The organism is Donghicola eburneus (assembly GCF_900115865.1).
GTDB classification, from domain to species: domain Bacteria; phylum Pseudomonadota; class Alphaproteobacteria; order Rhodobacterales; family Rhodobacteraceae; genus Donghicola; species Donghicola eburneus.
Genome location: NZ_FOXY01000003.1, coordinates 154,749 through 178,233, shown reverse-complemented (window position 1 = coordinate 178,233; position 23,485 = coordinate 154,749). Strand labels below are relative to the sequence as shown.

Annotated in this window: 22 protein-coding genes and 1 pseudogene; 11 read left to right on the top strand and 12 right to left on the bottom strand. The window is 59.0% G+C overall.

All coding sequences use genetic code 11. The annotated features are described in order from the left end of the window. Positions 1–95: 95 nt before the first annotated feature. From BM225_RS06200 to BM225_RS06190, 3 genes are all read left to right on the top strand, one after another. On the top strand, positions 96–1,769 hold the full coding sequence (locus tag BM225_RS06200; protein WP_072708219.1) for a bifunctional protein tyrosine phosphatase family protein/NAD(P)/FAD-dependent oxidoreductase: 1,674 nt from the start codon (positions 96–98) through the stop codon (positions 1,767–1,769). A gap of 62 nt (positions 1,770–1,831) precedes the next feature. After that, the gene (locus tag BM225_RS06195) at positions 1,832–3,577 is read left to right on the top strand and encodes a SulP family inorganic anion transporter (protein WP_072708221.1); all 1,746 of its coding nucleotides are present in this window, start codon (positions 1,832–1,834) and stop codon (positions 3,575–3,577) included. Between the two features lie 42 nt (positions 3,578–3,619). After that, positions 3,620–4,339: a 2-dehydro-3-deoxygalactonokinase gene (locus BM225_RS06190; protein WP_072708223.1), complete on the top strand. Its 720-nt coding sequence runs from the start codon at positions 3,620–3,622 to the stop codon at positions 4,337–4,339. A gap of 65 nt (positions 4,340–4,404) precedes the next feature. On the opposite strand, the gene BM225_RS06185 is transcribed toward BM225_RS06190, so the two are convergent. Continuing rightward, complete coding sequence (locus tag BM225_RS06185) at positions 4,405–4,596, bottom strand: zinc-finger domain-containing protein (protein ID WP_072708224.1); 192 nt, start codon at positions 4,594–4,596, stop codon at positions 4,405–4,407. Positions 4,597–4,674: 78 nt separating this feature from the next. Between BM225_RS06185 and BM225_RS06180 the strand changes: the two genes are divergently transcribed. After that, entirely contained in the window at positions 4,675–5,604 is a 930-nt protein-coding gene (locus BM225_RS06180; RefSeq protein ID WP_072708226.1) for an ABC transporter ATP-binding protein, read from the top strand. A gap of 3 nt (positions 5,605–5,607) precedes the next feature. Here BM225_RS06180 and BM225_RS06175 read toward each other — a convergent pair whose 3' ends face one another. The 3 genes from BM225_RS06175 to BM225_RS06165 all read right to left on the bottom strand — a co-directional run bounded on the left by BM225_RS06175 (position 5,608) and on the right by BM225_RS06165 (position 8,345). After that, on the bottom strand, positions 5,608–6,318 hold the full coding sequence (locus BM225_RS06175; protein WP_072708228.1) for a hypothetical protein: 711 nt from the start codon (positions 6,316–6,318) through the stop codon (positions 5,608–5,610). A 69-nt stretch (positions 6,319–6,387) separates the two neighbouring features. Beyond that, complete coding sequence (locus tag BM225_RS06170) at positions 6,388–6,759, bottom strand: histidine triad nucleotide-binding protein (RefSeq protein WP_072708229.1); 372 nt, start codon at positions 6,757–6,759, stop codon at positions 6,388–6,390. A gap of 8 nt (positions 6,760–6,767) precedes the next feature. Continuing rightward, positions 6,768–8,345 carry a DUF5928 domain-containing protein gene (locus BM225_RS06165; RefSeq protein WP_092464094.1) on the bottom strand — a complete coding sequence of 526 codons (1,578 nt, stop codon included), beginning with the start codon at positions 8,343–8,345 and terminating at the stop codon, positions 6,768–6,770. Positions 8,346–8,468: 123 nt separating this feature from the next. On the opposite strand from BM225_RS06165, the gene BM225_RS06160 reads away from it, so the two are divergent. Further along, positions 8,469–9,287 carry a sulfotransferase family protein gene (locus BM225_RS06160; protein WP_072708239.1) on the top strand — a complete coding sequence of 273 codons (819 nt, stop codon included), beginning with the start codon at positions 8,469–8,471 and terminating at the stop codon, positions 9,285–9,287. Between the two features lie 42 nt (positions 9,288–9,329). On the opposite strand, the gene BM225_RS06155 is transcribed toward BM225_RS06160, so the two are convergent. The 4 genes from BM225_RS06155 to argE form a co-directional block, all read right to left on the bottom strand. Then, complete coding sequence (locus tag BM225_RS06155) at positions 9,330–11,672, bottom strand: aldehyde dehydrogenase family protein (RefSeq protein ID WP_072708241.1); 2,343 nt, start codon at positions 11,670–11,672, stop codon at positions 9,330–9,332. Positions 11,673–11,678: 6 nt separating this feature from the next. Further along, positions 11,679–12,656: a deoxyribose-phosphate aldolase gene (gene deoC, locus BM225_RS06150; RefSeq protein WP_072708243.1), complete on the bottom strand. Its 978-nt coding sequence runs from the start codon at positions 12,654–12,656 to the stop codon at positions 11,679–11,681. Positions 12,657–12,733: 77 nt separating this feature from the next. Continuing rightward, positions 12,734–13,858: a hypothetical protein gene (locus BM225_RS06145; RefSeq protein WP_072708245.1), complete on the bottom strand. Its 1,125-nt coding sequence runs from the start codon at positions 13,856–13,858 to the stop codon at positions 12,734–12,736. A gap of 62 nt (positions 13,859–13,920) precedes the next feature. Next, entirely contained in the window at positions 13,921–15,081 is a 1,161-nt protein-coding gene (gene argE, locus BM225_RS06140; RefSeq protein WP_072708247.1) for an acetylornithine deacetylase, read from the bottom strand. A gap of 541 nt (positions 15,082–15,622) precedes the next feature. Here argE and BM225_RS06135 point away from each other — a divergent pair. The 4 genes and pseudogenes from BM225_RS06135 to BM225_RS06120 form a co-directional block, all read left to right on the top strand. Then, a complete protein-coding gene (locus tag BM225_RS06135; protein ID WP_072708249.1) occupies positions 15,623–16,723 on the top strand; it encodes an ABC transporter ATP-binding protein in 1,101 nt (366 codons plus the stop codon). A gap of 151 nt (positions 16,724–16,874) precedes the next feature. Then, positions 16,875–17,987 (top strand): extracellular solute-binding protein, encoded by a 1,113-nt coding sequence (locus BM225_RS06130; protein WP_072708250.1) that lies wholly within the window; start codon positions 16,875–16,877, stop codon positions 17,985–17,987. Positions 17,988–18,134: 147 nt separating this feature from the next. Further along, the gene (locus BM225_RS06125; protein WP_072708252.1) at positions 18,135–19,409 is read left to right on the top strand and encodes an ABC transporter permease; all 1,275 of its coding nucleotides are present in this window, start codon (positions 18,135–18,137) and stop codon (positions 19,407–19,409) included. A gap of 18 nt (positions 19,410–19,427) precedes the next feature. Beyond that, positions 19,428–20,282, top strand: a pseudogene (locus tag BM225_RS06120) (ABC transporter permease); the annotation flags it as partial. Positions 20,283–20,357: 75 nt separating this feature from the next. Here BM225_RS06120 and hemP read toward each other — a convergent pair. From hemP to BM225_RS06110, 3 genes are all read right to left on the bottom strand, one after another. Continuing rightward, positions 20,358–20,519: a hemin uptake protein HemP gene (gene hemP / locus BM225_RS06115; RefSeq protein ID WP_072708415.1), complete on the bottom strand. Its 162-nt coding sequence runs from the start codon at positions 20,517–20,519 to the stop codon at positions 20,358–20,360. A gap of 37 nt (positions 20,520–20,556) precedes the next feature. Continuing rightward, positions 20,557–20,700, bottom strand: a complete 144-nt coding sequence (locus BM225_RS21785; protein WP_177218576.1) for a hypothetical protein — start codon at positions 20,698–20,700, stop codon at positions 20,557–20,559. Positions 20,701–20,856: 156 nt separating this feature from the next. Next, positions 20,857–21,345: a peroxiredoxin gene (locus BM225_RS06110; RefSeq protein ID WP_072708255.1), complete on the bottom strand. Its 489-nt coding sequence runs from the start codon at positions 21,343–21,345 to the stop codon at positions 20,857–20,859. Positions 21,346–21,438: 93 nt separating this feature from the next. On the opposite strand from BM225_RS06110, the gene BM225_RS06105 reads away from it, so the two are divergent. Both BM225_RS06105 and rsmD read left to right on the top strand, forming a co-directional pair. Then, positions 21,439–22,647 carry an NAD(P)/FAD-dependent oxidoreductase gene (locus BM225_RS06105; RefSeq protein WP_072708257.1) on the top strand — a complete coding sequence of 403 codons (1,209 nt, stop codon included), beginning with the start codon at positions 21,439–21,441 and terminating at the stop codon, positions 22,645–22,647. Then, positions 22,644–23,204 carry a 16S rRNA (guanine(966)-N(2))-methyltransferase RsmD gene (rsmD, locus tag BM225_RS06100; protein WP_072708259.1) on the top strand — a complete coding sequence of 187 codons (561 nt, stop codon included), beginning with the start codon at positions 22,644–22,646 and terminating at the stop codon, positions 23,202–23,204. Before BM225_RS06105 ends, rsmD begins: the two co-directional genes overlap by 4 nt. Here the strand turns inward: rsmD and BM225_RS06095 are convergent, their stop codons facing one another. Continuing rightward, positions 23,205–23,459 carry a YfiM family lipoprotein gene (locus BM225_RS06095; protein WP_072708261.1) on the bottom strand — a complete coding sequence of 85 codons (255 nt, stop codon included), beginning with the start codon at positions 23,457–23,459 and terminating at the stop codon, positions 23,205–23,207. It lies immediately after the preceding gene. Positions 23,460–23,485 lie beyond the last annotated feature (26 nt).

The following is a 23,485-nucleotide window of genomic DNA, read 5'->3' as shown; positions in this document are numbered from 1 at the left end:
AAAGTGCACAGGCCCGGGCTTAAACACACATTCCAGTCTTGTGTTATTCACAAAATTGAATATTTAGAGGTGACAGTTTTTCGGAGGAGTGCCCCATGGATCTGCGTCAGATCGACAAGACCGTTTCAGTCAGCCCACAGATTGAGTCCGCTGATCTGGCCGCCATCAAGGCCGCCGGCTTCCGCGCCATCATCTGCAACCGTCCCGATGGCGAAGGGGCTGACCAGCCCACGTTCGAGGAAATCGAACGCGCTGCCAAAGAGGTCGGGCTGGAGGCCTGCTACATGCCCGTCACATCGGGCATGGTGACCGACGAAGACGCTGCCAAGTTTGGCGAAGCGCTGGTTGAACTGCCCGGTCCCGTGCTGGCCTACTGCCGCACTGGCACCCGCTCGGCAACCCTGTGGTCACTTTCGCAAGCCGACAAGAAATCCTCCTCGGACATTCTGGCCGCCACCAAGGGCGCGGGCTACGACATGGCAGGTGTGGTGCGCCGCATCGTGAATGGCGGCAAAACCCCCACCAGCGAAGGCGACGCAAAGTTCGACGCGGTGATCGTGGGCGCTGGCGCTGCCGGCATCTCGGTTGCGTCAAGCCTGCGCGCGCGCCAACCCAATCTTGAAATCGCTCTGATCGATCCTGCGGACATCCACTACTATCAGCCCGGCTGGACGATGGTGGGCGGCGGCGTTTTCGACCCTGAAACCACCTCGAAAACCATGGGATCGCTCATCCCCCACGGCGTGCACTGGATCAAATCGGCCGTTGCAGCCTTCGAGCCTCAGAACAACGCTGTCGTGCTGGATGGCTGCCGCGTCGTGAAATACGACCGCCTGATCGTCTGCCCCGGACTGAAGCTGAACTGGAACGCGATCCCCGGTCTGGTCGACACCTTGGGCCGCAATGGCGTGACCTCGAACTACCGCTACGATCTGGCCCCCTACACCTACGAATTGGTGAAGGGCATGAAGAAGGGCCGCGCGATCTTTACCCAGCCGCCGATGCCGATCAAATGCGCGGGCGCCCCGCAAAAGGCGATGTACCTCTCCGGCGACAACTGGCAGCGCAACGGCGTTCTCGGCGATATCGACATCCAGTTTATGAACGCGGGCGGCGTTTTGTTCGGTGTCAAAGACTACGTCCCCGCACTTGAAGAATATGTGAAGCGTTACGACGCAACCCTGAACTTCTTCCACAACCTCGTGTCGATCGACGGTGACGCGAAAACCGCGACCTTCAAGGTGTCGAAGCCCGACACCGAACCGACCGAAGTCACCACCGAGTTCGACATGATCCACGTGGTCCCGCCCCAATGTGCACCGGACTTCATTCGCGTGTCGCCCTTGGCAGACGCAGCAGGCTGGGTCGACGTGGACCAAGCCACCCTGCGCCACAAGACCTATGAAAACGTCTGGTCGCTCGGGGACGTGATGAATGCGCCCAACGCAAAAACCGCTGCGGCGGCCCGCATCCAAGCGCCCATCGTTGCCGAAAACGTCAGCGCCGACATCGAAGGCAAGTCGCCCCGCGCCGTCTACAACGGCTACGGCTCCTGCCCGCTGACCGTCGAACGCGGCAAGATCGTTCTGGCCGAGTTCGGCTACGGCGGCAGCCTGCTGCCCAGCTTCCCCAAGTGGATTTTGGACGGCACCAAGCCGACCCGTCTGGCTTGGCTGCTCAAAGAGCAAATCCTGCCCCCCGTTTACTGGAAAGCCATGCTCCGCGGCAAAGAGTGGATGGCGACTCCTGAAAAAGTCAGCGCAAGCTGATCACGATGGGCGGGCGCTCCCTCCAGCGCCCGCCAATTCCTACCTTCCCGAGAGGCCAAGTTATGGCACGACGCACCACCTCGCTTAAACGCTACTTCCCGATCTTTGACTGGCTGACCAGCTATAACAAAGAGACCCTGACCAGCGACCTCGTGGCCGCCGTCATCGTTACGATCATGCTGATCCCCCAGTCGCTGGCCTATGCCCTGCTGGCGGGCCTCCCGGCAGAGGTCGGCCTCTATGCCTCTATCGCCCCCCTGGTGATCTATGCCGTGTTCGGCACCTCTCGTGCTCTGGCGGTGGGCCCTGTGGCTGTCGCCTCGCTGATGACTGCTGCCGCTGCGGGTCAGTTGGCCGCGAACGGCACTCCTGAATACTACACAGCTGCGATCCTGCTGGCGTTCTTGTCCGGCTTGATGCTGACCGTGATGGGCCTGTTGCGGCTCGGCTTTTTGGCGAACTTCCTCTCGCACCCCGTGATTTCCGGCTTCATCACTGCGTCCGGTGTGATCATTGCGGCCAGTCAGGTGCGCCACATCCTTGGCATCCAAGGCGGCGGCGACAACCTGATAGAAATCGTCCACCGCATTTTTGAAAACATCGGCGAGGCAAACCTGCCCACGATTGTCATTGGTGTGGCGACAACGGCCTTCCTGTTCTGGGTACGCGGCAATCTGAAGCCTCTGCTCGCCAAGATCGGCCTGACCGGACAGCTCGGCGCGGCTCTGGCGCGCACCGGCCCCGTCGCTGCCGTTGTCGCGACCACATTGGTCACCTACGGTCTCTCGCTGGATCAGGCAGGTGTCAAAGTTGTGGGTGACATCCCCACCGGCCTCCCTGGTCTCGCCGTTCCCAGCTTCGACCTTGGCCTCTGGAGCCAAATCGCCATCCCTGCCCTGCTGATCTCGATCGTGGGCTATGTAGAGACGATTTCGGTCGCGCAAACTCTGGCCGCCAAGCGCCGCCAGCGCATTGACCCGGACCAAGAGCTTATCGGTCTAGGCACGGCGAACCTCGGTTCGGCCCTGTCTGGTGGCTTCCCTGTTACAGGTGGCTTCTCGCGCTCGGTCGTGAACTTTGACGCAGGCGCGCAGACCCCCGCCGCAGGTGCGTTCACCGCAGTCGGCATTGGTCTTGCGACCCTGTTCCTGACCCCTGCCCTGTTCTTCCTGCCCAAAGCGACACTGGCCGCGACCATTATCGTAGCTGTGCTCAGCCTCGTAGATTTCTCCATCCTGAAAAAGACATGGGCCTACTCGCGCGTCGATTTCGCTGCTGTCTTTGTCACTATTGTGGTTACTCTGGCATTCGGAGTGGAAAAGGGCGTGTCGGCGGGCGTTCTGCTGTCCATCGGTCTGTTCCTCTACAAAACCTCGCGTCCGCACATTGCAGAGGTCGGCCTTGTTCCCGGCACCCAGCACTTCCGCAACATCCGTCGCCACGACGTGAAGACACACCCGAGCCTGCTGACCATCCGCATCGATGAAAGCCTGTACTTCGCGAATGCCCGCTACCTCGAGGACTACGTGATTGACCGCGTCGTCTGCGATCAGCCGATCAAGAACGTCGTCCTAATGTGCAGCGCCGTGAACGAGATCGACATGAGCGCCCTCGAAAGCCTCGAGACGATCAACACGCGGCTGTCGGAAATGGGCATCAAACTGCACCTGTCCGAGGTCAAGGGCCCGGTCATGGACCGCCTGCAGCGCAGTCACTTCCTGCACGAACTGACCGGCAAGGTCTTCCTCGCGCAGTACGATGCTGTGGTGGCCCTCTGGCCCGAAGCCTCGCGCCCTGCGGTCGCCTAAAAACATTGACCCGCGCGCCTCTTTTCAGCTAGGCGCGCGGGCATGACCTCTTCCGCGAAAAACTCCCCTTGGCACGGCGCCCTGATCGAAGGCGCAACCGCCACCCTCTGGACCTTTGACGCAGGCCGCGCCATGGGGCCCGCCCAGACAGAGACCCTCCCTGACAACGCGATCATCGCAGGCGACAGCAGCTACACCTTAGCTGTGCCCTGCCCCGTGATCCCGGATGCCCTGCCATCCAGCGGCCCTCAGCGCGTTCTGCCCACCGTGACCCAAGCCGCCCCGCGCGACCGCCTGACATGGGCGCGCGTCGCCGCCATCGGCTTTCAGAGCCTGAACCCCGAATGGGATGGCATCCTGTGCCTGCCCGGTCACGACACGACTTATTGGGTCCATCTCTCGGCCAAGGAAATCGTCAGCTTCCAAGGCTGCGCAACCCCGCAACTGGCCCGTACCCTGAACGCAAGTACGACCCCGGAAACCGAGGCGGCGGAGCAGACCATGTCTCGCCCTGCGAACCTTGCCGCGCAAATCCACACAGCGCAGGTCAGCCAGAACGCAAACGCTCTGCTCGGTCATCTCTTGGGTGCTGAAATCGCTGCGACCCGCCCCTACTGGCTGGGTCAAGAGGTCGCCCTGATCGGCACGACACCGATCACCGAGGCCTATGCCACCATCCTGAACGCGCAGCACGTTCCCCTGATCCGCGCTGACGGCACGAAAATGGTGGAAAAGGGCTTCCAGATCCTGAACGCCCTCTAATCTTCAACTTGGGATAAAATACCCCCGCCGGAGGCGGAATTGCAGCCTCCAGACGCGCCGCCTGATCAGGCTTCGGTGCCGACCTTGTCTGCGTGGTCCTTGTGAATGAACTTCGCGTCGCAATATCCGCATTCGACGTAGCCGTCGCTCTCTGGGATCATCAGCCACACGCGCGGATGGCCCAGAGCGCCCTCGCCGCCGTCACAGGCAACACGATAGGTATCTACGATCTTGGTTTCCGGTGCTTTGGTGGTCATATCTGTCCTCACAGTTGTCGCAGGGCGCTATGCGCGTTAGGTGCGATACTATCGGCACATTGGCAAGGGGCAAGAGCGGTGAGCAACGCGATCGAAATCGAAGGACTTCGGAAAATCTACAGCGGCAGCGGAAAATCCGCGCCCAAAGAGGCCCTGAAGGGCATCGACCTGTCCATTCCCCGTGGCTCAGTCTTTGGGCTGTTGGGCCCAAACGGCGCGGGTAAATCGACGCTGATCAATATTCTGGCGGGCCTCGTGGTGAAAACCGAAGGGGCCGTGCGCATCTGGGGGTGGGATCAGGACAAGAACCCGCGCCAGTCTCGTGCCTCGATCGGGATCATGCCGCAGGAGCTGAACCTAGACCCGTTCTTTACCCCGCGCGGATCGCTCGAAGTGCAGGCAGGCCTCTATGGCGTTCCTCGCAGCCAGCGCCGCAGCGATGAAATCCTGAAGTTTGTTGGCCTTGAAGACAAAGCAGAGGCCTATGCCCGCACGCTGTCGGGCGGGATGCGCCGCCGTCTGCTGCTCGGCAAAGCACTCGTCCACCGCCCCCATATTCTGGTGCTGGACGAACCGACCGCGGGCGTCGACATCCAACTGCGCCAGATGCTGTGGAACAACGTCCGCAAGCTTAATCAGGAAGAGGGCATGACCATCATCCTGACCACCCACTATTTGGAAGAGGCCGAGGAAATGTGTGACGAGATCGCCATCATCAACGAAGGCTCTCTGGTCGCCCGCGATACGACTGCCAATCTGCTGGGGCGCTTGGATGCCAAAGCGATGGTGATCCAGCCCGAGACCACTCCTGACCGCCTGCCCGAGGGCGAGGGCCTGGACGTGTCGACCCGCCACGACGGCGCTTTGGTCATCCGGTATCACAGCAAGCAGATCACCGCAGACCGTGTGCTGCACGCAGTTCATGACGCAGGGATCGTGATTCGCGATGTAAAGACCGAGCAGGCGGATCTCGAAGACGTCTTCCTGAAACTGACCCACCACGCCTGAGCGTTAGGAATAGATGCCTGACCAGATATCTGTGATCGCCTCCTGATCACCGGACAGAATGGGCTGCAAGAACTCTCCGACGGCGCCGATTGCGCCGTCCATGACCTCGCCGCCGACCTTGCCCGCGAAGCGCCCCGCCAGATCGGACATAGCTCGCTTCATCAACCCACGGAAGGATGGATCATCCAGTTTGCCCGCACGGTAGAGGCCGCGCTTCACCTCGGCTTGCTGAGCCTTAGTCAAGAATTCCTCGAGCACACTTGCCAGCCCAGACACCGGGAGCCGCACCAGACTGGGATTGAAACTGGCGTCCGTGACGACACGCGCACGGCGGCAGATTTCACGCAGATGCGCTTGAACGACAGGGTTCTCGACTTCGAGCACGAACCAGTTGGCGTCTCGAAAATAGCTGTCGTTCATGATGACCGACCGCACCTGATCGTCCAGCTGACCCGACTGAGTCTGCCGGATTTCCAGATCGAACATCAGGTTGCGCGCCTTGCTACGACTGACACGTAGGTCTGCCATCAACTGATAGAGCGGGGTATCCTGCGCAACGACGCCTGCATCCCTCAGAGTTCGGTAGATCATCAGGTCCACTTCGCGCTTTGGCAGCACCCCGAACGCAGGCTGTGCGTACTCTTCCAGCAATCGCCCCAGCAACGCTTGCAGCTCCGACGTCTCCAGCTTGTTTAGCGCACCTGCGATATCCATAGAAAAAGGCCCTCCGTTTCCAGAGAGCCTTTGGCAAATCGCGTGAATGGGCGGTGAACCGACCGCGCGTTACTCGGCCTTGGCAAGCATCCGGCCCAGATTGCGGCCGCCCAAGATGTGGAAATGCAGGTGCGGCACTTCTTGGATCGCGTTCTCGCCAGCGTTGGCGATCGTGCGGAAGCCGCCGTCCTTGACCCCCACCATTTCGCAAACCTTGCCAAAGGTCCGGTTGAAATCCAGGATCTCTGCGTCCGACGCCTCCTGACAGAAGTGATCGTAGCAGACGTAGGGGCCCTTGGGGATCACCAACACGTGGATCGGCGCCTGAGGATAAATGTCATGGAACGCCAGCGTATGATCGGTCTCCAGAACGGTTTTATTGGGGATTTCCCCGCGCAGGATTTTCGCGAAAATGTTCTGGTCGTCGTAGGTATAGGACATCGGAGGCCTCAGTCAGAGAACAAGTAATGGATTTGCATAATCTCTAGCGCTGTATCGCCGTCGACCTCAAGGAAACGCTCCAAGGCTTCGGCATTTTCCTCGGGGCTGGCCTCTTCGCTGATGCGTTCGTAGTTCTCGTATTCCTTGTCGCGAATGCGGTCGAGCTCGTGATGCAGGTCGTTCCGCAGGGTTGGCACCAGACGTTCCAACTGTTCGTCGGTCGTGTGATCGCCCGCCAGCCCCGTCCGTTTTGCATGACCGGCTAAATATTCATCACTGAAAGAGCAGTCGATCTCGAGAACGCGAGTCGTCGAGCGGTCCGACATGAAGTCCTGCAAGAGATCAAGGTTGGACGGGTCCATGCAGAGAATCATCTTGTCGGTCTCGTAGACCTCGTACAGCATCCGGACCAGCACGCGGCGGTGACGGGCACGCTTGTCCAGACTGCTCTGAATACCCCCCAGATCGGGGAGCGGCGTTCCCTCTTCCTCGAACAGGTATTCGACGCCCGCGATGTCCACGCGCTGCTTGATCTGGTCCAGCAAACGCTTGGCCACGTGCCACTTCTTGCAGACCATGATCAGCAGTTCACGGTGCCGACCCAAGGTGGCCTCAGCCTCCCAGAAACGGGGGGCAAAGCGGCGCCCAACACGGCCACGACCTGCAAGAAATTTGTACAAGTTGCGCCCCTCATCCGAGATGCGGAACTCCACATCCTCGGTCGCCCACAGCTCACCCAAACGGGCGCGCAACTCTTTGGCTTCGGGGCTGATTTTGCGCGCAAACAGGAAGTTCTGCGCCAGAAGCATGTCGTAGTGGTCGTTATAGAAATTCACCGGCATCCCGTAGTCGTTGAACATCAGGAATGTCAGCGTGCGGGTTTCGATTTCCTTGGCGGGCACCAGATGGCGGACCAGCGTCTGAAAGAACGTCTCGTCAGGGATCCACGTGGTCCGGAAAAAGCGCATGACATCCTTGCGCTGCTTGGTGAAGTCTAGGATCGCTTCGACAGTTTCGCGGCGTAGACACCACCACTGACTACCGATTTGCACATCGATATCATGCGGAATTTCGCGGGTCAGGCCCAGCCGCTGCTGCCACTCGAGACTCTTGTAGAAAAGCCACTTACTGTTTCGCTCATTGAACCAATGGCGGTAGATCAGGCGCTCTTCCTTGATCCCCGTTTTGATCCAATCGCTCGAGAAGAAATCGAAACTCTCGATGAAATCGCAATCGTTCGAATCCAGAAACTCGTGCGCATATTCGGCAGTTTTCACTGACATGCAGTCACCGGACAGCATGTAAAAATGAGTTGCACGTGGGAAAGCCTCGGTCGCGGCTTCGACCGCGTACAAGGATGCCTCAACGAGGCTCCATTCGCCCCAGCCACATTTGATGCGTTTTTTGGCAAAAGCAACGTTCGGGTTCGGCCCCAAAGCCTCTTTGATCATGGCAAAATGTTCGGGTTTCGCCCGCGCATCAAAGTGGATCGAGATGTAGTCACCTACCGCGGTCAGCCGCTCTGCCTGATCAATAATCGCTTTGGGGTCTTTATGGCAGAGAAGTATAAATGCAATGCGCGACATGTGCTCCACAATCCAGTAAAACGCGTCCATACCTTGTTAGGCGAGATGCGGAATTGAATAAACCGCAATTCTTTGCTTTGTATTAGTAATATTGAACGCGAGCCGCGTTTCGGAGGATTGTGTATGGGATTTCCAGGGACCTGGATGACCGAGAGCGAGAGCGTCGTTTACCGCGTCGTTCCCAAGTGTGCCTGCTCGACCATTGGGCAGATCATGTTCTATTCGGACCATGGTCGTTTCTTTGACGGAGACATTCACGACTCCAAGTCCGGCCTCCATAAGTGGTCACAAGACGACAGCCAGCCGCTGATCGAACGCAACGTGCTGTCGCACAAAAGTTATGCGTTCACCTGCGTGCGCAACCCCTACACCCGCGTGCTGTCGTCGTTCTTTGACAAGATCTGCGGCATCCAGCGGAACGGGCGCCGGTATCGCGGCAACCTCGTCCCCCTGCTCATCCAGAAATACGGGATTGAGGTCGGCGGCGAGGACGGCAAGCAAGAGTTCGACCAGATCAAATCGTTCCGCCGCTTCCTACTGTTCACCCGCGACACCATCCGTTGGCGCCGCCCTATGGAGCCGGACATCCACTGGTCGGCCATGGCAGGTCACGTCAGCACGTTCATTGTGAACGGCGGGCGCTACGACAACATTTTCTGGACCGAGAAGTTCAACGACGGCATGCAAAGCGTGCTAGACGCGATCGAGACGCCGAATACCGTCGATCTGGCGAACATCCCGCGCTTCAACGAATCCGAAGGCCACGGGCCCAAGCGCGCTCATCCGGTCGAGGATTACTTTGACGATCTGTCGATGCATCTGGTCAAAGAAATCTACCACCGCGATTTCGAGCTGTTCAAATACGACTTCGACAATCCGGGAAACAAGATGCCCATCGGCGAGATTGACCTAGACGAGGTTCACGCCAAACTCGGTGAGTAAATGTAGTAAACGCCCGATCCAGACCAGATCGGGCGTTTGCTTTTATTCGCCGTAGGGCACCCAGATGTTTTTGACGCGAGTCGCAGACTCAAGGAACTCTGTGCCCTCGCCGTCCTCGCCCATCCAATCGCGGCTCAGGGCGTTGTTCACCCAAGTCCGCTTGAGGTTCGTCGTGCTGGCAGCCTCGATCTGGCCGGACAGGTCCGAACTGCTAAAGCTCCAGACCGCGTCCATATCCATGTGCTGCGCCATCGTATTGGCCAAATCGCCGTGGCAGCCAGTCAGGATGTTCACCACGCCCGCAGGCACGTCAGAGGTTTCGAGCACCTGAATAAAATCCGTCGCCAGCAGCGGATAGGGTTCCGACGCCATCAAGACCGACGTATTCCCCATCGCCATCAGCGGCGCCATCACAGACACCAGCCCCAGCAAGGGCCGCTCATCAGGACAAATCGCGCCCACTACGCCAACAGGTTCGTTCATGGCCATCGCCACGCCCTTGATCGGGACACCGTGCACGCGGCCATCGTATTTGTCGGCCCACGCGGCATAGGTGAACAGGCGGTTAATGGCAGCCTTCACTTCGGCCGTGCCGTCGCCGCGTCCGGTCAGGGCATCAATGCGCTCTGCGAACTCATAAGCCCGCGCGGACAGGTTTTCGCCCAGATAGAACAATATTTGCGCGCGCAGGTGGCCGGTCGTCTTGGCCCAGCCTTTGGCACCATGCGCGGCCTCAACGGCGTTGCGGATGTCCTTGCGGCTGGCGATGCTGACCAGCCCCGCCAATGCGCCATCGGCCTGCCAGACGGGCTGGGAATAGCCGCCATCGGGCCGCGCTTGTTTGCCGCCGATGTACAGCTTGGCCGTCCGGTCGATGGCGTCCACGGGCAGGCCGTCACCCTCTTTGGGCTCGACCTTGGCCAGCTCACGGGGCTCGCGGTTCGGGCGGGTGTAGGCGCTCAGTCCCTCCCATCCGCCTTCGCGGCCAAAGCCACTCTCGCGCACACCGCCGAAACCGGCAGCTGCGTCGAAAAGGTTGGTCCCGTTCACCCAGACCACGCCAGCGGCCAGCTGCGGAGCCAAATCCAAAGCACGGTTGATATTCTCGGTCCACACACTGGCGGCAAGGCCATAGCGCGTGTTGTTCGCGATCTGCACTGCCTCTGACGGCAAGCGGAAGGTGGTCGAGACCAGCACCGGCCCAAAGATTTCCTCTTGCATCAGCGTGTCGGCGGGCGACAGGCCAGTGATCAGGGTCGGCGGATAATAGCAGCCCTCTGTGGGCATCTCGGCGGCGCTACGATAGAGATCACCCGAGGTGTTGCTACCAACCAGTTTCGTGATGGTTTCCACCTGCACGTGGTCCACGATCGCGCCCACGTCGATGCATTTGTCCAAGGGGTTCCCGACCCGCAGCCGATCCATCCGTGCCCTCAGCCGCGCATGGAAGTCATCGGCGATGCCCTCTTGCACGATCAGGCGCGAACCTGCGCAGCAGACCTGCCCTTGGTTAAACCAGATCGCATCGACGAGGCCCTCGACCGCGCTGTCCAGATCGGCGTCCTCGAACACGATGTAGGCGGACTTGCCCCCCAACTCGAGCGTCAGCCCTTTGCCAGCGCCAGCCGTCGCCTCGCGAATTTTGCGGCCAACAGAAGTTGAACCAGTGAACGCGACCTTATCAACGTCGGCATTCACCACCATTTCGCCGACCGCGCCGTCGCCTGTCACGATGTTCACCACACCCGCAGGCAGGCCGATCTGACGGCAGATGTCGGCAAAGCACAGGGCGGTCAGGCTGGTGTATTCGGCGGGCTTCAGAACCACGGTGTTGCCCATTGCGATGGCAGGCGCGACCTTCCACGCCAGCATCAGCAGCGGGAAATTCCACGGGATCACATGTCCGCACACACCCACGGGGGCACGGTCTGCCATGGTCTTGTCCATCAACTGCGCGTGGCCTGCGTGGTGGTAGAAGTGGCGCTGCACCAAGGGGATGTCGATGTCGCGCGACTCGCGGATCGGCTTGCCGTTGTCCAAAGTCTCCAGCACGGCAAGCAGCCGCCCGTGTTTCTGCAGCGCACGGGCGAGCGCGTACATGTACCGCGCACGGCCTGCCCCGCCCAAAGCCTCCCACTTCGGCTGGGCTGCGCGGGCGGCATCCACGGCGGCATCAACGTCGGCTTGGGTGGCTTGGGTCAGTTCGGCCAGAACCTCGCCCGTCGCAGGGTTGCGGGTTTCAAAGGTGTCGCCAACCTCGGTGAAGGCACCGTTGATAAAATGGCCAAAGCTGCTGCCATTATCGACCAGCCAAGCCAGCGCCTCGGCGGCGGATTCGGGGGCGGGACCGTAGCTCATGGTCTCAAAAATCTCTTTCACGGACATGTCGGATTACCCCATCGGGTGGCGGTAAGCGGCGGAATAAGCGCCGGTGATGTGGTGTTCGAGCTGGCGTTCAATGTCGCCGAGCAGGGACGACGCGCCAAAGCGGAACAGATCGGGGCGCAGCCAGCGGTCGCCGAGTTCCTCTTTGATCAGGGCCAGATAGTTGATCGCATCCTTGGCCTTGCTGATCCCGCCCGCGGGTTTGTAGCCGACAACATGGCCAGTCTGTGCGTAGTAATCGCGGATCGCCCGCAGCATCACCAGCGTCACAGGCAGGGTCGCGTTCACAGGCTCTTTGCCGGTCGAAGTTTTGATAAAGTCGGCACCCGCCATCATGCAAATCAGGCTGGCTTTGGCGACGTTGCGCAGAGTGCCAAGCTCGCCCGTGGCGAGGATCGCTTTGACATGGGCATGCCCGCAGGCATCGCGGAAGGCGCGCATTTCATCGTACAGCGCCTGCCAGTTGCCACTCAGCACGTGGCGGCGCGAAATCACGATATCGATTTCATGCGCACCCGATTTCACCGACTCTTCGATTTCAGCGATCCGCAGGTGCAAAGGCGACAGACCCGCAGGAAACCCCGTGGACACCGCTGCGACAGGAATGCCAGAGCCATCCAGCCCTTTGACCGCAGCTTCGATCATGTCGTGATACACACAGACGGCGCCAACGGTCAGCCCCTCCATGCCCAAGGCGCTCAGGATGTCGGCGCGGACGGGTTGGCGGGCCTTGGCGGTCAGGCGGGCGACGCGGCCCACAGTGTCATCACCCGACAAGGTGGTCAGGTCGATGCAACTGATCGCGCGGCACAGCCAAGCGGCTTGATAGTCTTTCTTCACGCTGCGGCGACCAGGCAAGGTCGCACATCGGCGTTGAATGGCGGGGGTGTTGGCTTGGGCGGCGTTCACCCATGCCATATCCAGCGGAACGCCCGGATTGCGGGCAAAGTCCGCGTCTGGCGCAAGATCGTAGGTCGAAGGCACGGTGCTTCCTGTGATCTGGAATTGACTCTTTGGTCAACTTGTCACGCCCGCGCCATCGGAACAAGAGCGGCGCAACGTCAGGCGGGCGGGTTAAACACCTGAGCCAACGCTTCGGCGGTTTCCCGATCCGGCTCCAGATCACTCTGTTGTTTGAGTTGGCGGTTGGATTTCCAGCCCGTGGTCGTCGACCGGCAATGCCAAAACTTGCCCTGCTTCGACTTGAACAGGCTCGGCAAAGGCAATCTTTCCAGCAGATGGGTGTCCCACTGAAAGCCACCTAGCGGCCCCGAAGGATTAATGCACCACTTGGTGGGACAGGGCTTCTCGCTCTTTTTCATGTGCGTGTGGCTGGAATGCAGCGAGGGATCGGATGCCTCTGGGTCGGGATAACGCCAGTATCCCGGCACTCGCACGAACCCGCCCCACGACTTCAAAGCCAGATCAAAGATCGTCGTCCCCGGCGTGTAGATCAGCTCGTCGACATCACAGCTTAGGACAGCGCGCGCCTGTCGCATCCAGCGCAGCCGGAGCACATTAAAGAGCGCAGTTTGCAGATACTTCTCCGTCCGCGCATAAGGTGCACGTCCCCGAGGACCATATTTCCAAGGGACCGACACCACCATGATCCGCTTCAAATCGGTCAAGGACAGCGCATCTTCGATGTCCTGAACGCTGTAACTCGTCGAGCCGTTGTCCAGCAGCACCAGCGCCTCGAGCCCGTGCATCTCGACATGGTAACGGGCGAAGTCGGTGATCCAACGCAACTCATTGTCCTTGGACAGACAGAGCGCAGTATTCAGTCCGGCAAATGGATCGGTTTCTTCGGCATGCACTGGGGACGTGATGGTTCCGCCGAAAGCCCTGAGACGCACCTCCGACGGACACGTGGTCGAGGGCAACTCGATGATATCGTGGCGATAAAACTGGCGGATACGCGCAATACGTACGGGCAAGCCATCCAGCGAAAAAGATCCCTTCTGAACCTCGGCCTTCAAGTTATTCAGCTTGGGACACACCAGATGCACGCGGCCCTTTCGATACACAGCGTCGTACCACAGGGTCGTATCGTCGAACGCTTCGGCATACCCTTCGCGGTGGTATTTTGCTGATAGCTTCGATGTGCGGCGTGCGCCATCGGGCAACGCTGCGTGTGCTAGTGTTCGGCCCTGAATTAAGCGCGCATTCAATACGTCTTTGGTCATAGCAGCGGTGTTTCCCGAGCGCCAAGAAAAGTCAAATCCTGATCTATGGCGCGCCTTCGTTTTTAAGACGCCAAACGCGCAGCGATGCCGTCCAGCATGTCCAGACACTCCGCCAGCTGCGAAAGTTCGACATATTCGTCCGGCTTGTGCGCCTGCGCGATGTAGCCGGGACCGCAGACCACAACATCCATGCCAATCGACTGGAACAGCCCACCTTCGGTCGCAAAGGCAACAACGTCCACATCATTCTCGCCGGTCAGCGCCAGCACCAGATCGCGCGCTTCATTGGTGTCCATGGGCTCCAGACCTGCGACCTCGCCAATGGTTTCGGTCACGATGTTCGCGTCGGGCCAATTCTTTTGCATTTCGGGCAGCAGAGTCTCTTGCACGTAGCGGCGCACTTCTCCGGTCACGTAGTCGTAGTCCGAGTTCTGCACCGGACGGAATTCCCATTCCACGTGAGCTTTGCCAGGGATCACGTTGTGGGCGACACCACCGTGCAATCCTCCGATATTCAGTGTCGTCCATGGCGGGTCAAACCTGCCATTTTCCGGTGCTCTGGCTTTCAGACCCTCGCGCACTTCAAGCAGGTGGCTCACGTATTTCACGGCATATTCCACCGCATTCAGGCCGGCATCCGGCGCACTTCCGTGCCCTTCGAGCCCGGTAAAGTGAGTGGTGTACTCGCAGCAGCCTTTGTGCCCTTCGATCACGCGCATGCCAGTTGGCTCGCCAATTACGCAAATCGCCGGTTTTAGTGGAAAACTCCGTAACTCCTCCACCAACGACTGCGCTCCAAGGCAGCCTGTCTCCTCGTCATAGGTGAACGCAAAGTGCAGAGGTCGTTGCAGCGTGTCTGCCTCGACCTTTTCCAATAGGGCCAGACAGCACGCAATAAAGCCCTTCATGTCGCAGGTGCCGCGACCATACAGCCGACCATCGCGCAGGGACATTTCGAAGGGGTCCTCGGTCCAGTCCTGATCTGCCACAGGCACCACGTCAGTGTGGCCAGACAGAACAATCCCGCCGTCCAGCTTGGGCCCTAGCGTTGCCCAAAGATTCGCCTTTGTCCCCGTCGGGTCCGACTGAATCATAACCTCGGCACCAGCATCGGTCAGGGTCTGTTTGAGATATTCGATCATCTGCAAATTGCTATCAACCGAGATCGTCGGAAAGCGTATCAGATCACCCAGAATGTCTTGTGCACGGGATAAGGTGCTCATGTTGCGTCACTTTTCGAATTGGTCTTTGCCCGCATACTGAAGGGCGCGGTTCAGGAATCAAGACACTTTGTGCAGCCCTGCCCACACACGCGCATGGACGGGACGTTAGCGGGCGAATCAATTGATTCGATTCGCCCAATCTGCAGGCAGCGGACCACGCCGCCGAGATTTCGGAAAGAGCGTCGCGAAAATTTTACCTTTCCGCGCTAAGGGCTTGTCGCGGGTATAATACGGCTTAGTTCCGGCCTCGGAGACATCCAGCCCGCAGCTATCTTCCAGTCGGAACCAGACCTCTGGCTGCGTCCTCATAGCCTTGTATGCCTAGGAAAAGTGCACCCTTGGTGCGCACCGGATTCACCGTATGGGTCGTTTTCGCAGTCCATTTGGTCGGCTTCCACGCAGCAAATTAAACGTTTGGACTGACTTGCTTGGCGAGTACCGAATTCACCAAAACCCACTGTTGCAAGACTCGACTGCACGGGTTTTAGTCGAGAGCGAAAAAGTGCAGCACAAAAGCTGCCGCATACACAGGGAGCCAGTTTTGGCGCAAACACATTCAAACGATGCGTTCGTTGCCTTCGAACGCGTGCAAAAAAGCTATGACGGCGAAACATTAGTCGTCAAAGACCTTAACCTGTCGCTGCCGAAGGGCGAGTTCCTCACGATGCTCGGGCCGTCGGGTTCTGGCAAAACCACCTGCCTGATGATGCTGGCAGGCTTTGAGACCGCCACCTACGGCGAGATCAAGCTAGATGGGAAGCCCATCAACAACATCCCGCCCCACAAGCGCGGCATCGGGATGGTCTTTCAGAACTACGCGCTTTTCCCCCACATGACCGTCGCCGAGAACCTCGCCTTCCCTCTGGAAGTGCGCAAGCTCGGCAAGTCCGAACGCGAAGCGAAAGTAAAGCGCGCTCTGGACATGGTTCAGATGGGTGCCTTTGGCGGTCGTCGCCCTGCGCAGCTCTCGGGTGGTCAGCAGCAGCGTATTGCTCTGGCCCGCGCTTTGGTGTTCGAACCCGAGCTGGTTCTGATGGACGAACCACTCGGTGCGCTCGACAAGCAGCTGCGCGAACACATGCAGTTCGAAATCACCCGCATCGCGCATGATCTGGGCATCACAACTGTGTATGTGACGCACGACCAGACCGAAGCGCTTACCATGTCGGACCGCGTCGCCGTATTTAACGACGGCCGCATTCAACAGTTGGCCCCACCGGACGAACTATACGAAGCGCCGCAAAACAGCTTCGTTGCGCAGTTCATCGGCGAGAATAACACACTGGACGGCACTGTGCAGGAGATCAGGGACGGCTATGCAATCGTCAAGCTGGACAGCGGTGAAACGATCGACTGCAAGCCTGTGAATGTCAGCAAGCCTGGCGAGCGCACGCTTGTTTCGATCCGCCCAGAGCGTGTCGAGATCGACAAATCCCGTCTGCACCCCGACGCACACACATTGCAGGCCGAAGTGCTGGAATTCGTCTACATGGGCGACATCTTCCGCACGCGCCTGCGTGTCGCGGGCCGCGAAGACTTTGTGATCAAAACCCGTAACGCTCCGGATCAGCGTCGCCTCAAGCCCGGCGAGATGATCGAAATCGGCTGGCTGGCAGATGACTGCCGCGCGCTGGACGCCTGATAATTAAGCGTTACACTCAGAGATACCGCAGCGAACAAAATCGCTGCGGCGCCTCGCAGACGAGGTCGGATGCGAGGGAAGGATTTCACGGCCTGTCCCGGGGCTGGGAATCATCAATATCAAAATCCGGGCGCCTATTAGGGAGTAAGAAATGAAACTCACCAAAATGATGCTGACCACCACGGCTCTGACCGTTGCCGCCGGTGCTGCATTCGCCGAAGGCCATGGCTCGATGGCTGACTCGATGACCGTTGTGTCGTGGGGCGGCGCCTATCAGAACAGCCAGGTGAAAGCATACGTCGAACCCTACGTCGAAATGAACGAAGGCCTCGAAGTTGTCACCGACGAAAGCTCGGCCGAAGCAGTGACCAAGCTGCGCGCGATGTCCGAAGCTGGCAACATCACTTGGGACGTCGTTGACGTTGTGGCCGCAGACGCGATGCGTCTTTGCGACGAAGGCCTGGCGCTGGAAATCGACCCTGACACCATGCTGGCAGACGCGCCTGACGGCACCAAAGCGTCCGAAGACTTTGGCGATCTGATCGTCAGCGAGTGCTTCATCCCGCAGATCGTCTATTCGACCACCTTCGGCTATCGCACCGACCTGCTGGACACCGCTCCGACCAGCGTTTGTGACATCTTCGACACCGAAACCTTCCCCGGCAAGCGCGCACTCGAAAAGCGCCCGATCGGCAACATGGAGTGGGCTCTGATCTGTGACGGCGTCGCAATCGAAGACGTCTACGACACTCTGGAAACCGAAGAAGGCGTCCAGCGCGCATTCGCCAAGCTCGACACCATCAAGGACGATGTTGTCTGGTGGTCGGCTGGCGCCGAAACACCCCAGCTGCTGGCTGACGGCGAAGTGACCATTGGTTCGACCTACAATGGTCGTCTGTTCTCGGCGATTGCCGAGCAGGGTCAGCCCATCGGCATGCTCTGGGACTGGCAGATGTTTGACCTCGACGGTTGGATCATCCCCGCTGGTCTGCCCGCAGACCGTGAAGCACGTGCGCTGGACTTCGTGAAGTTCGCGACCGACACTCAGCGTCTGGCAGATCAGGCCAAGTACATCTCGTACGGCCCTGCACGCGCATCGTCGGCACCGCTGGTTGGTCAGCACGCCGAACTGGGCATCGAAATGGCGCCTCACATGCCGACAGATCCCAACAACGCGCAGAACACCTTCCTGTTCAACTACGACTGGTGGGCAAGCTACCGCGATGACCTGGATGCACAGTACCAGGCATGGCTGCTGCAGTAATCTGCATTCGGAAGGGGGGCACCTGCCCCCTTTCCACCTCTCGCACTTTTCAGAGCATTCGGTTCTTGCGCCAAGCCGTCCGCGGCTTTGCCCAACAACCATTTAAGAGACGCCGGATAACTGGCGCTGACCTCAACAGGGATAACTATGGCTGATACCACGACCGATGGCCCGATGTTGGCCGCCGACGGCACCCCGCTAAAACAGAGCCTCGCTAGAGCTCTGCGGCGGCAAAAAATCCGAGCTTTGATGCTGACCGCACCGCTGCTGATTTTTGTTCTGGTGTCGTTCATCATGCCGATTGGCTCGATGCTGATGCGCTCGATCCAGAACACTGCAGGCACCGAATACGTGCCAGACATCCTGCCCAACGTTGTCGCCGAACTCGAAGAGTGGGATCCGACAACCGGAGAGTTGCCATCTGAAGCCGCGTTCAAGGCCATGATCATCGACTTTCAGGTGGCGTTCGAGAACAAGCAGCACACCCAGTTGGGACGCCGCTTTAACTACGAAACCCCGGGCATGTCCTCGCTCTTCCGTAAATCGGGCCGCAAAGTCTCTCGGATGGACGTAGCAGAGATCACCGATGCCAAGGCTGCGTTGCTCGACGTGGATGAAGACTGGGGGAATCTCCAGTATTGGGCCACAATCAAAGCGAACTCGGGCTACTACACGTCCAGCTACTACATGGCGGCCTTTGACGCGGAACGCACCATTGAGGGCGTTCAAATGAAGGACCCTGATCAGCGGATCTACCAAAAGCTGATGCTGCGAACCTTGTGGCTGAGCGGTTTGATTACCTTCTGCACTCTGGCGATTGGCTATCCTGTGGCTTGGCTTCTGGCAGACCTACCGCTCCGGACCTCGAACCTCCTGATGATCTTGGTTCTGCTGCCCTTCTGGACCTCACTGCTTGTTCGGACCTCTGCTTGGAAAATTCTACTGCAAGAACAAGGCGTGATTAACGACATCTGGATTGCCCTTGGCTTCTCGGACCGCCTGAGTTTGATCAACAATCAGCTTGGCGTGGTGATTGCGATGACCCACATCCTGCTGCCGTTTATGATCCTACCGCTCTACTCCGTGATGAAAACGATCCCGCCCTCGTACCTGCGTGCTGCCAAGTCGCTTGGCGCGACCAACACCACTGCCTTCCTGCGGGTCTACTTCCCGCAGACCACTCCGGGCATTGGTGCGGGCGCTCTGCTGGTCTTCATTCTGGCGGTTGGTTACTTCATTACCCCCGAACTCGTCGGTGGTGCTGATGGTACCTTCATCTCGAACCGGATTTACTTCCAGTTCTCGACCTTGGGCAACTGGGGTCTGGCCGCGGCACTTGGCACCATCATGCTCGCCGTCGTCCTTCTGCTCTACTACGTCTACGACAAGCTCGTTGGCATCGATAACGTGAAGCTGGGGTAATCTATCATGGCAACGACACTTCCTCCCTATGCGACAACGGGTCAGAAGATTTGGTACTACGGCTTCCGTGTCTTCTGCGGTCTGGTCTTCTTTTACCTGATCTTCCCAATCTTGATCGTGATCCCGCTCAGCTTCAACGCGCAGGACTTCTTTACCTTCACGCCGGAAATGCTGCGGCTTGATCCCGAAGGCTACTCGCTGAAACACTACAAGGACTTCCTCGGCGCGAATGGTGACTACAGCTGGCTGCAAGCTTTCAGCAACTCGCTGATCATCGCCCCGCTGGCGACCCTGCTCTCGGTGAGCCTTGGGACACTCGCTGCGATTGGCCTGAGCCAACCGCACGTGCCCTTCAAGCGTCAGATCATGGCTCTGCTGATTTCGCCGATGATTGTTCCGCTGATCATCACCTCGGCTGGTATGTTCTTCTTTTACTCCAGCGTCAGCCTGCAAGGCACTCTGTTCGGTGTTGTTTTGGCCCACGCTGCTCTGGGTATCCCGTTCGTCATCATCACGGTGACAGCGACCCTCAGCAGCTTTGACACCAGTTTGACCCGTGCAGCGGCGAACATGGGCGCCGATCCGGTGACCACGTTCTTCAAGATCCAGATGCCTTTGATCTTGCCCGGCGTCATCTCGGGTGGCCTCTTTGCCTTTATCACCTCGTTCGACGAAGTTGTGGTGGTGCTGCTCGTCGGCTCGGCTGGTCAGAAAACCCTGCCTTGGCAGATGTTCATTGGTCTGCGCGAACAGATCTCGCCCACAATTCTGGCCGTTGCGACAATCCTCGTGGTGATCTCGATCGCACTTCTGACAACCGTAGAACTACTCCGCCGCCGCAGCGAGCGTCTGCGCGGCATGAGCCCGGGCTAAAGTCCGGCGACATCCTGAAACACGCGAAAGGGCGCCCGTTTCGGAGCGCCCTTTTTGCTGCTGATAGGTTTGGTCTTACTTGGTCAGGATCAGCTTGCCCTGACGCGTGATGCGCAACGTGTAGATCTGATCCCCCAATTGGATCAGCGCCTGTGCGCCACCTGCGGTCAGCTCTTCGGCGATGTGCAGGGGCAGTTCGGGGGAATGCGGGCTGGCGGTGCGGAATGTCGAAGTCATGACGGTCATCGGAAAGTTCCTTGCGGTGCGCGCGGCATCAATGGTCGCGGGTTTCTATATGGTCCAGCAAACGTTCGGCACACAGGTCCACTGGCCATGTCAGCTCTGCAAGGATTGCGCGCAATTCTGATGCACGAGAGGTATTCTCCTGAATGCGGTCGGCCTTGGGCGGTTGGGTCATGGGATGTGTCCTGTTTGACAAAAACGCTGGCTGACCCGATTCAGGTTGGCTGACTTAAACCTGACTATTTTAGTCGCCTTCGTCAATCCCCTTCCTGATCCAAAAGAAAAGGCCCGCCAAAAACAGCGGGCCTTGCCTTAAGTCCATGCAGACAGGTCAGAGCTGTTCGAGGACAGTCTCCCCAGCCGACAGCTCGCAAACGCCCGGGTTCTCATCAACGTTCAGCTGCGTCACGACGCCATCTTCGGCAACCAGAGTAAAGCGCTTGGAGCGACCAAAGAATCCGACCGGGGGTGCGGTAAAGTCCATGCCGATCGCTTTGATCCACGCGCCCTCGGCATCACCCAGCATGGTCAGACCAGCCTCGTCCGCGCCGGTGTCTTTGGCCCACGCGGCCATCACAAAGGGGTCGTTCACGGAGACGCAGATCACCTCGTCCACGCCCTTTTCAGCCAAAGCGTCTTTGGTCCGCATGAAGCTGGGCACGTGCGCAGTGCTGCAAGTCCCAGTGTACGCGCCGGGTAGGCCAAAAAGAACGACTTTGCGCCCTTTGAACTTGTCAGCCAACTCCACGGTTTGCGGGCCTTCTGCCCCCAGCATCAACAAGGTGCCACCGGGCAGCGTATCCCCAATCGAAATAGTCATTTATTTTCCCTCTGAAGAATTGCGTTCGCAGTCAGGCTGCGTTTAATCAGATCCTGTGCAGACCCATTGAACTACATAGGAGCGCGCAGGGAAATGTCTCACATTGCTGTTATCGGGGCGGGCCAAGCCGCCGCGTCGTTGATTGCCGAGTTGCGCAAGCGTGGATTTGATGGGGACATCACTCTGTTCGGTGCCGAGCCCGTCCTGCCCTATCAGCGCCCCCCGCTGTCCAAGGCTTATCTCTTGGGGGAAATGCCGCTTGAGCGTCTCTATCTGCGTCCCGAACAATGGTATATCGACAACAACGTAACCCTGCGTCTGGGCACCCATGTGGATGCAATCGACGTGTCAGGCAAAACACTGACTGTCGAGAACGAACATATCGCGTGGGACCAACTGGTTTTGACCACTGGTTCGTCGCCGCGTCACCTCCCGGCCGCGATTGGTGGTGATCTAGAAGGCGTCTATGTCGTGCGCAACCTCGCAGACGTGGATGCGATGGGCCCCGAAGCAACAGAAGGCAAGCGCGTCTTGATTGTGGGGGGCGGCTACATCGGGCTAGAGGCTGCGGCTGTTTGCGCCAAACGCAAAATGGACGTCACCCTGATTGAAGCGGCTCCGCGCATCTTGGGCCGCGTCGCCTCGCCCGAAGCAGCAGACTATTTCCGCAATCTGCACCAATCAAACGGAGTCAAAATCCACGAAGGGCTTGGCCTCGCGCGCCTTAACGGTACTGATGGTCGCGTCACATCGGCCGAGTTGGCCGACGGCGCCACGTTGGACGTCGACCTTGTGATTGTTGGGGTCGGCATCACACCGGCAACTGGTCTGGCCGAAGCGGCTGGCATCGCTTTGGATAACGGGATTGCTGTTGATGAACAGGGCCGCACCAGCGCGCCGGACATCTGGGCCGCAGGCGACTGCGCCAGCTTCCCCCATGGCGAGGGGCGGATGCGGCTGGAAAGCGTGCCGAACGCCATCGACCAAGCCGAATGCGTTGCACGGAACATCTTGGGCGGCACAGAAACCTATGTACCGAAACCATGGTTCTGGTCTGATCAGTACGACACAAAACTGCAGATCGCGGGCCTGAACACTGGCTATGATCGGATCATCACCCGCGAGAGTGGCGATGGTGCGATGTCCTTCTGGTACTATGCGGGCGACACCCTGCTTGCGGTAGACGCCATGAACGATGCCAAAGCCTTTATGGTCGCCAAACGCCTGATCGAGGCAGGCCGCAGCCCCTCGGCCGAGGCTGTCGCTGACCCGAGCACAAACCTCAAGGCGCTGTTGAAATGAGAATTATCGCAGGACAATGGCGCGGGTTAAAACTGGCCGATGTGGGCGAAGGTGATGCCGCCGCTCACCTTCGCCCAACCTCCGACCGCGTCCGCGAAAGCTTATTCAATATTCTTGGCAATCAGGGTGGCGTTTCGCCACTTGTCGGGGCCCGCGTGCTGGATCTATTCGCCGGAACAGGAGCGCTGGGGCTAGAAGCGTTATCACGGGGCGCCAAGCATATCACTTTCGTTGACGACGGCACCAAGGCGCATTCGCTGCTTAAGCAAAACATTGACAAGTGCCGCGCCAAAGATGTCACGGAAATCTTGCGCGGAAATGCCTGCGATCTAGGCCCGAACAAAGGCGAGCCCTTCGATGTAGTCTTTCTCGACCCGCCCTATGGCAAAGGCATGGGAGATCGCGCCCTATCTTCAGCAATACGGAACGGATGGATTGCCCCAAACGCACTGATTGTTTGGGAAGAAAACAGCCCCCAGCTCCCACCAGCAGGTTTTTTCCTGAAAGAGCACCGCAAGTTCGGCGACACACATATCACCTTTGCGGTGCCCGCCTGATCAGAAGGCCAAGGTCACAACGCAGCCAGCTGTCGTCGCACCAACGTCCTGTGGATCAAACCGCGCACCTTGGTTTTTGTCATAAGCCTCTTTGGCAACCCCAAGGGCCAACGCTGTGCCGCATCCAGCAAGCCGTGATCCTGTGTAATGTGTGACTGCTGCTGAACTCGCGGCACCAACTGCGAAATGCGCAGCTTTATCGTCTGTACAAGCTGAAACCAAAACAATCGCTACCAGCAAAAAACACTTTTTCATGGAAATATCCGCCTATGTTTCAATCT

Excerpts from the sequence above, each read along its gene's own strand:
- BM225_RS06200 (WP_072708219.1), top strand. The coding sequence starts at position 96 with ATGGATCTGCGTCAGATCGACAAGACCGTTTCAGTCAGCCCACAGATT.
- BM225_RS06195 (WP_072708221.1), top strand. The coding sequence starts at position 1,832 with ATGGCACGACGCACCACCTCGCTTAAACGCTACTTCCCGATCTTTGAC.
- BM225_RS06190 (WP_072708223.1), top strand. The coding sequence starts at position 3,620 with ATGACCTCTTCCGCGAAAAACTCCCCTTGGCACGGCGCCCTGATCGAA.
- BM225_RS06185 (WP_072708224.1), bottom strand. The coding sequence starts at position 4,596 with ATGACCACCAAAGCACCGGAAACCAAGATCGTAGATACCTATCGTGTT.
- BM225_RS06175 (WP_072708228.1), bottom strand. The coding sequence starts at position 6,318 with ATGGATATCGCAGGTGCGCTAAACAAGCTGGAGACGTCGGAGCTGCAA.
- BM225_RS06170 (WP_072708229.1), bottom strand. The coding sequence starts at position 6,759 with ATGTCCTATACCTACGACGACCAGAACATTTTCGCGAAAATCCTGCGC.
- BM225_RS06165 (WP_092464094.1), bottom strand. The coding sequence starts at position 8,345 with ATGTCGCGCATTGCATTTATACTTCTCTGCCATAAAGACCCCAAAGCG.
- BM225_RS06160 (WP_072708239.1), top strand. The coding sequence starts at position 8,469 with ATGGGATTTCCAGGGACCTGGATGACCGAGAGCGAGAGCGTCGTTTAC.
- BM225_RS06155 (WP_072708241.1), bottom strand. The coding sequence starts at position 11,672 with ATGTCCGTGAAAGAGATTTTTGAGACCATGAGCTACGGTCCCGCCCCC.
- BM225_RS06145 (WP_072708245.1), bottom strand. The coding sequence starts at position 13,858 with ATGACCAAAGACGTATTGAATGCGCGCTTAATTCAGGGCCGAACACTA.
- argE (WP_072708247.1), bottom strand. The coding sequence starts at position 15,081 with ATGAGCACCTTATCCCGTGCACAAGACATTCTGGGTGATCTGATACGC.
- BM225_RS06130 (WP_072708250.1), top strand. The coding sequence starts at position 16,875 with ATGAAACTCACCAAAATGATGCTGACCACCACGGCTCTGACCGTTGCC.
- BM225_RS06125 (WP_072708252.1), top strand. The coding sequence starts at position 18,135 with ATGGCTGATACCACGACCGATGGCCCGATGTTGGCCGCCGACGGCACC.
- hemP (WP_072708415.1), bottom strand. The coding sequence starts at position 20,519 with ATGACTTCGACATTCCGCACCGCCAGCCCGCATTCCCCCGAACTGCCC.
- BM225_RS21785 (WP_177218576.1), bottom strand. The coding sequence starts at position 20,700 with ATGACCCAACCGCCCAAGGCCGACCGCATTCAGGAGAATACCTCTCGT.
- BM225_RS06110 (WP_072708255.1), bottom strand. The coding sequence starts at position 21,345 with ATGACTATTTCGATTGGGGATACGCTGCCCGGTGGCACCTTGTTGATG.
- BM225_RS06105 (WP_072708257.1), top strand. The coding sequence starts at position 21,439 with ATGTCTCACATTGCTGTTATCGGGGCGGGCCAAGCCGCCGCGTCGTTG.
- rsmD (WP_072708259.1), top strand. The coding sequence starts at position 22,644 with ATGAGAATTATCGCAGGACAATGGCGCGGGTTAAAACTGGCCGATGTG.
- BM225_RS06095 (WP_072708261.1), bottom strand. The coding sequence starts at position 23,459 with ATGAAAAAGTGTTTTTTGCTGGTAGCGATTGTTTTGGTTTCAGCTTGT.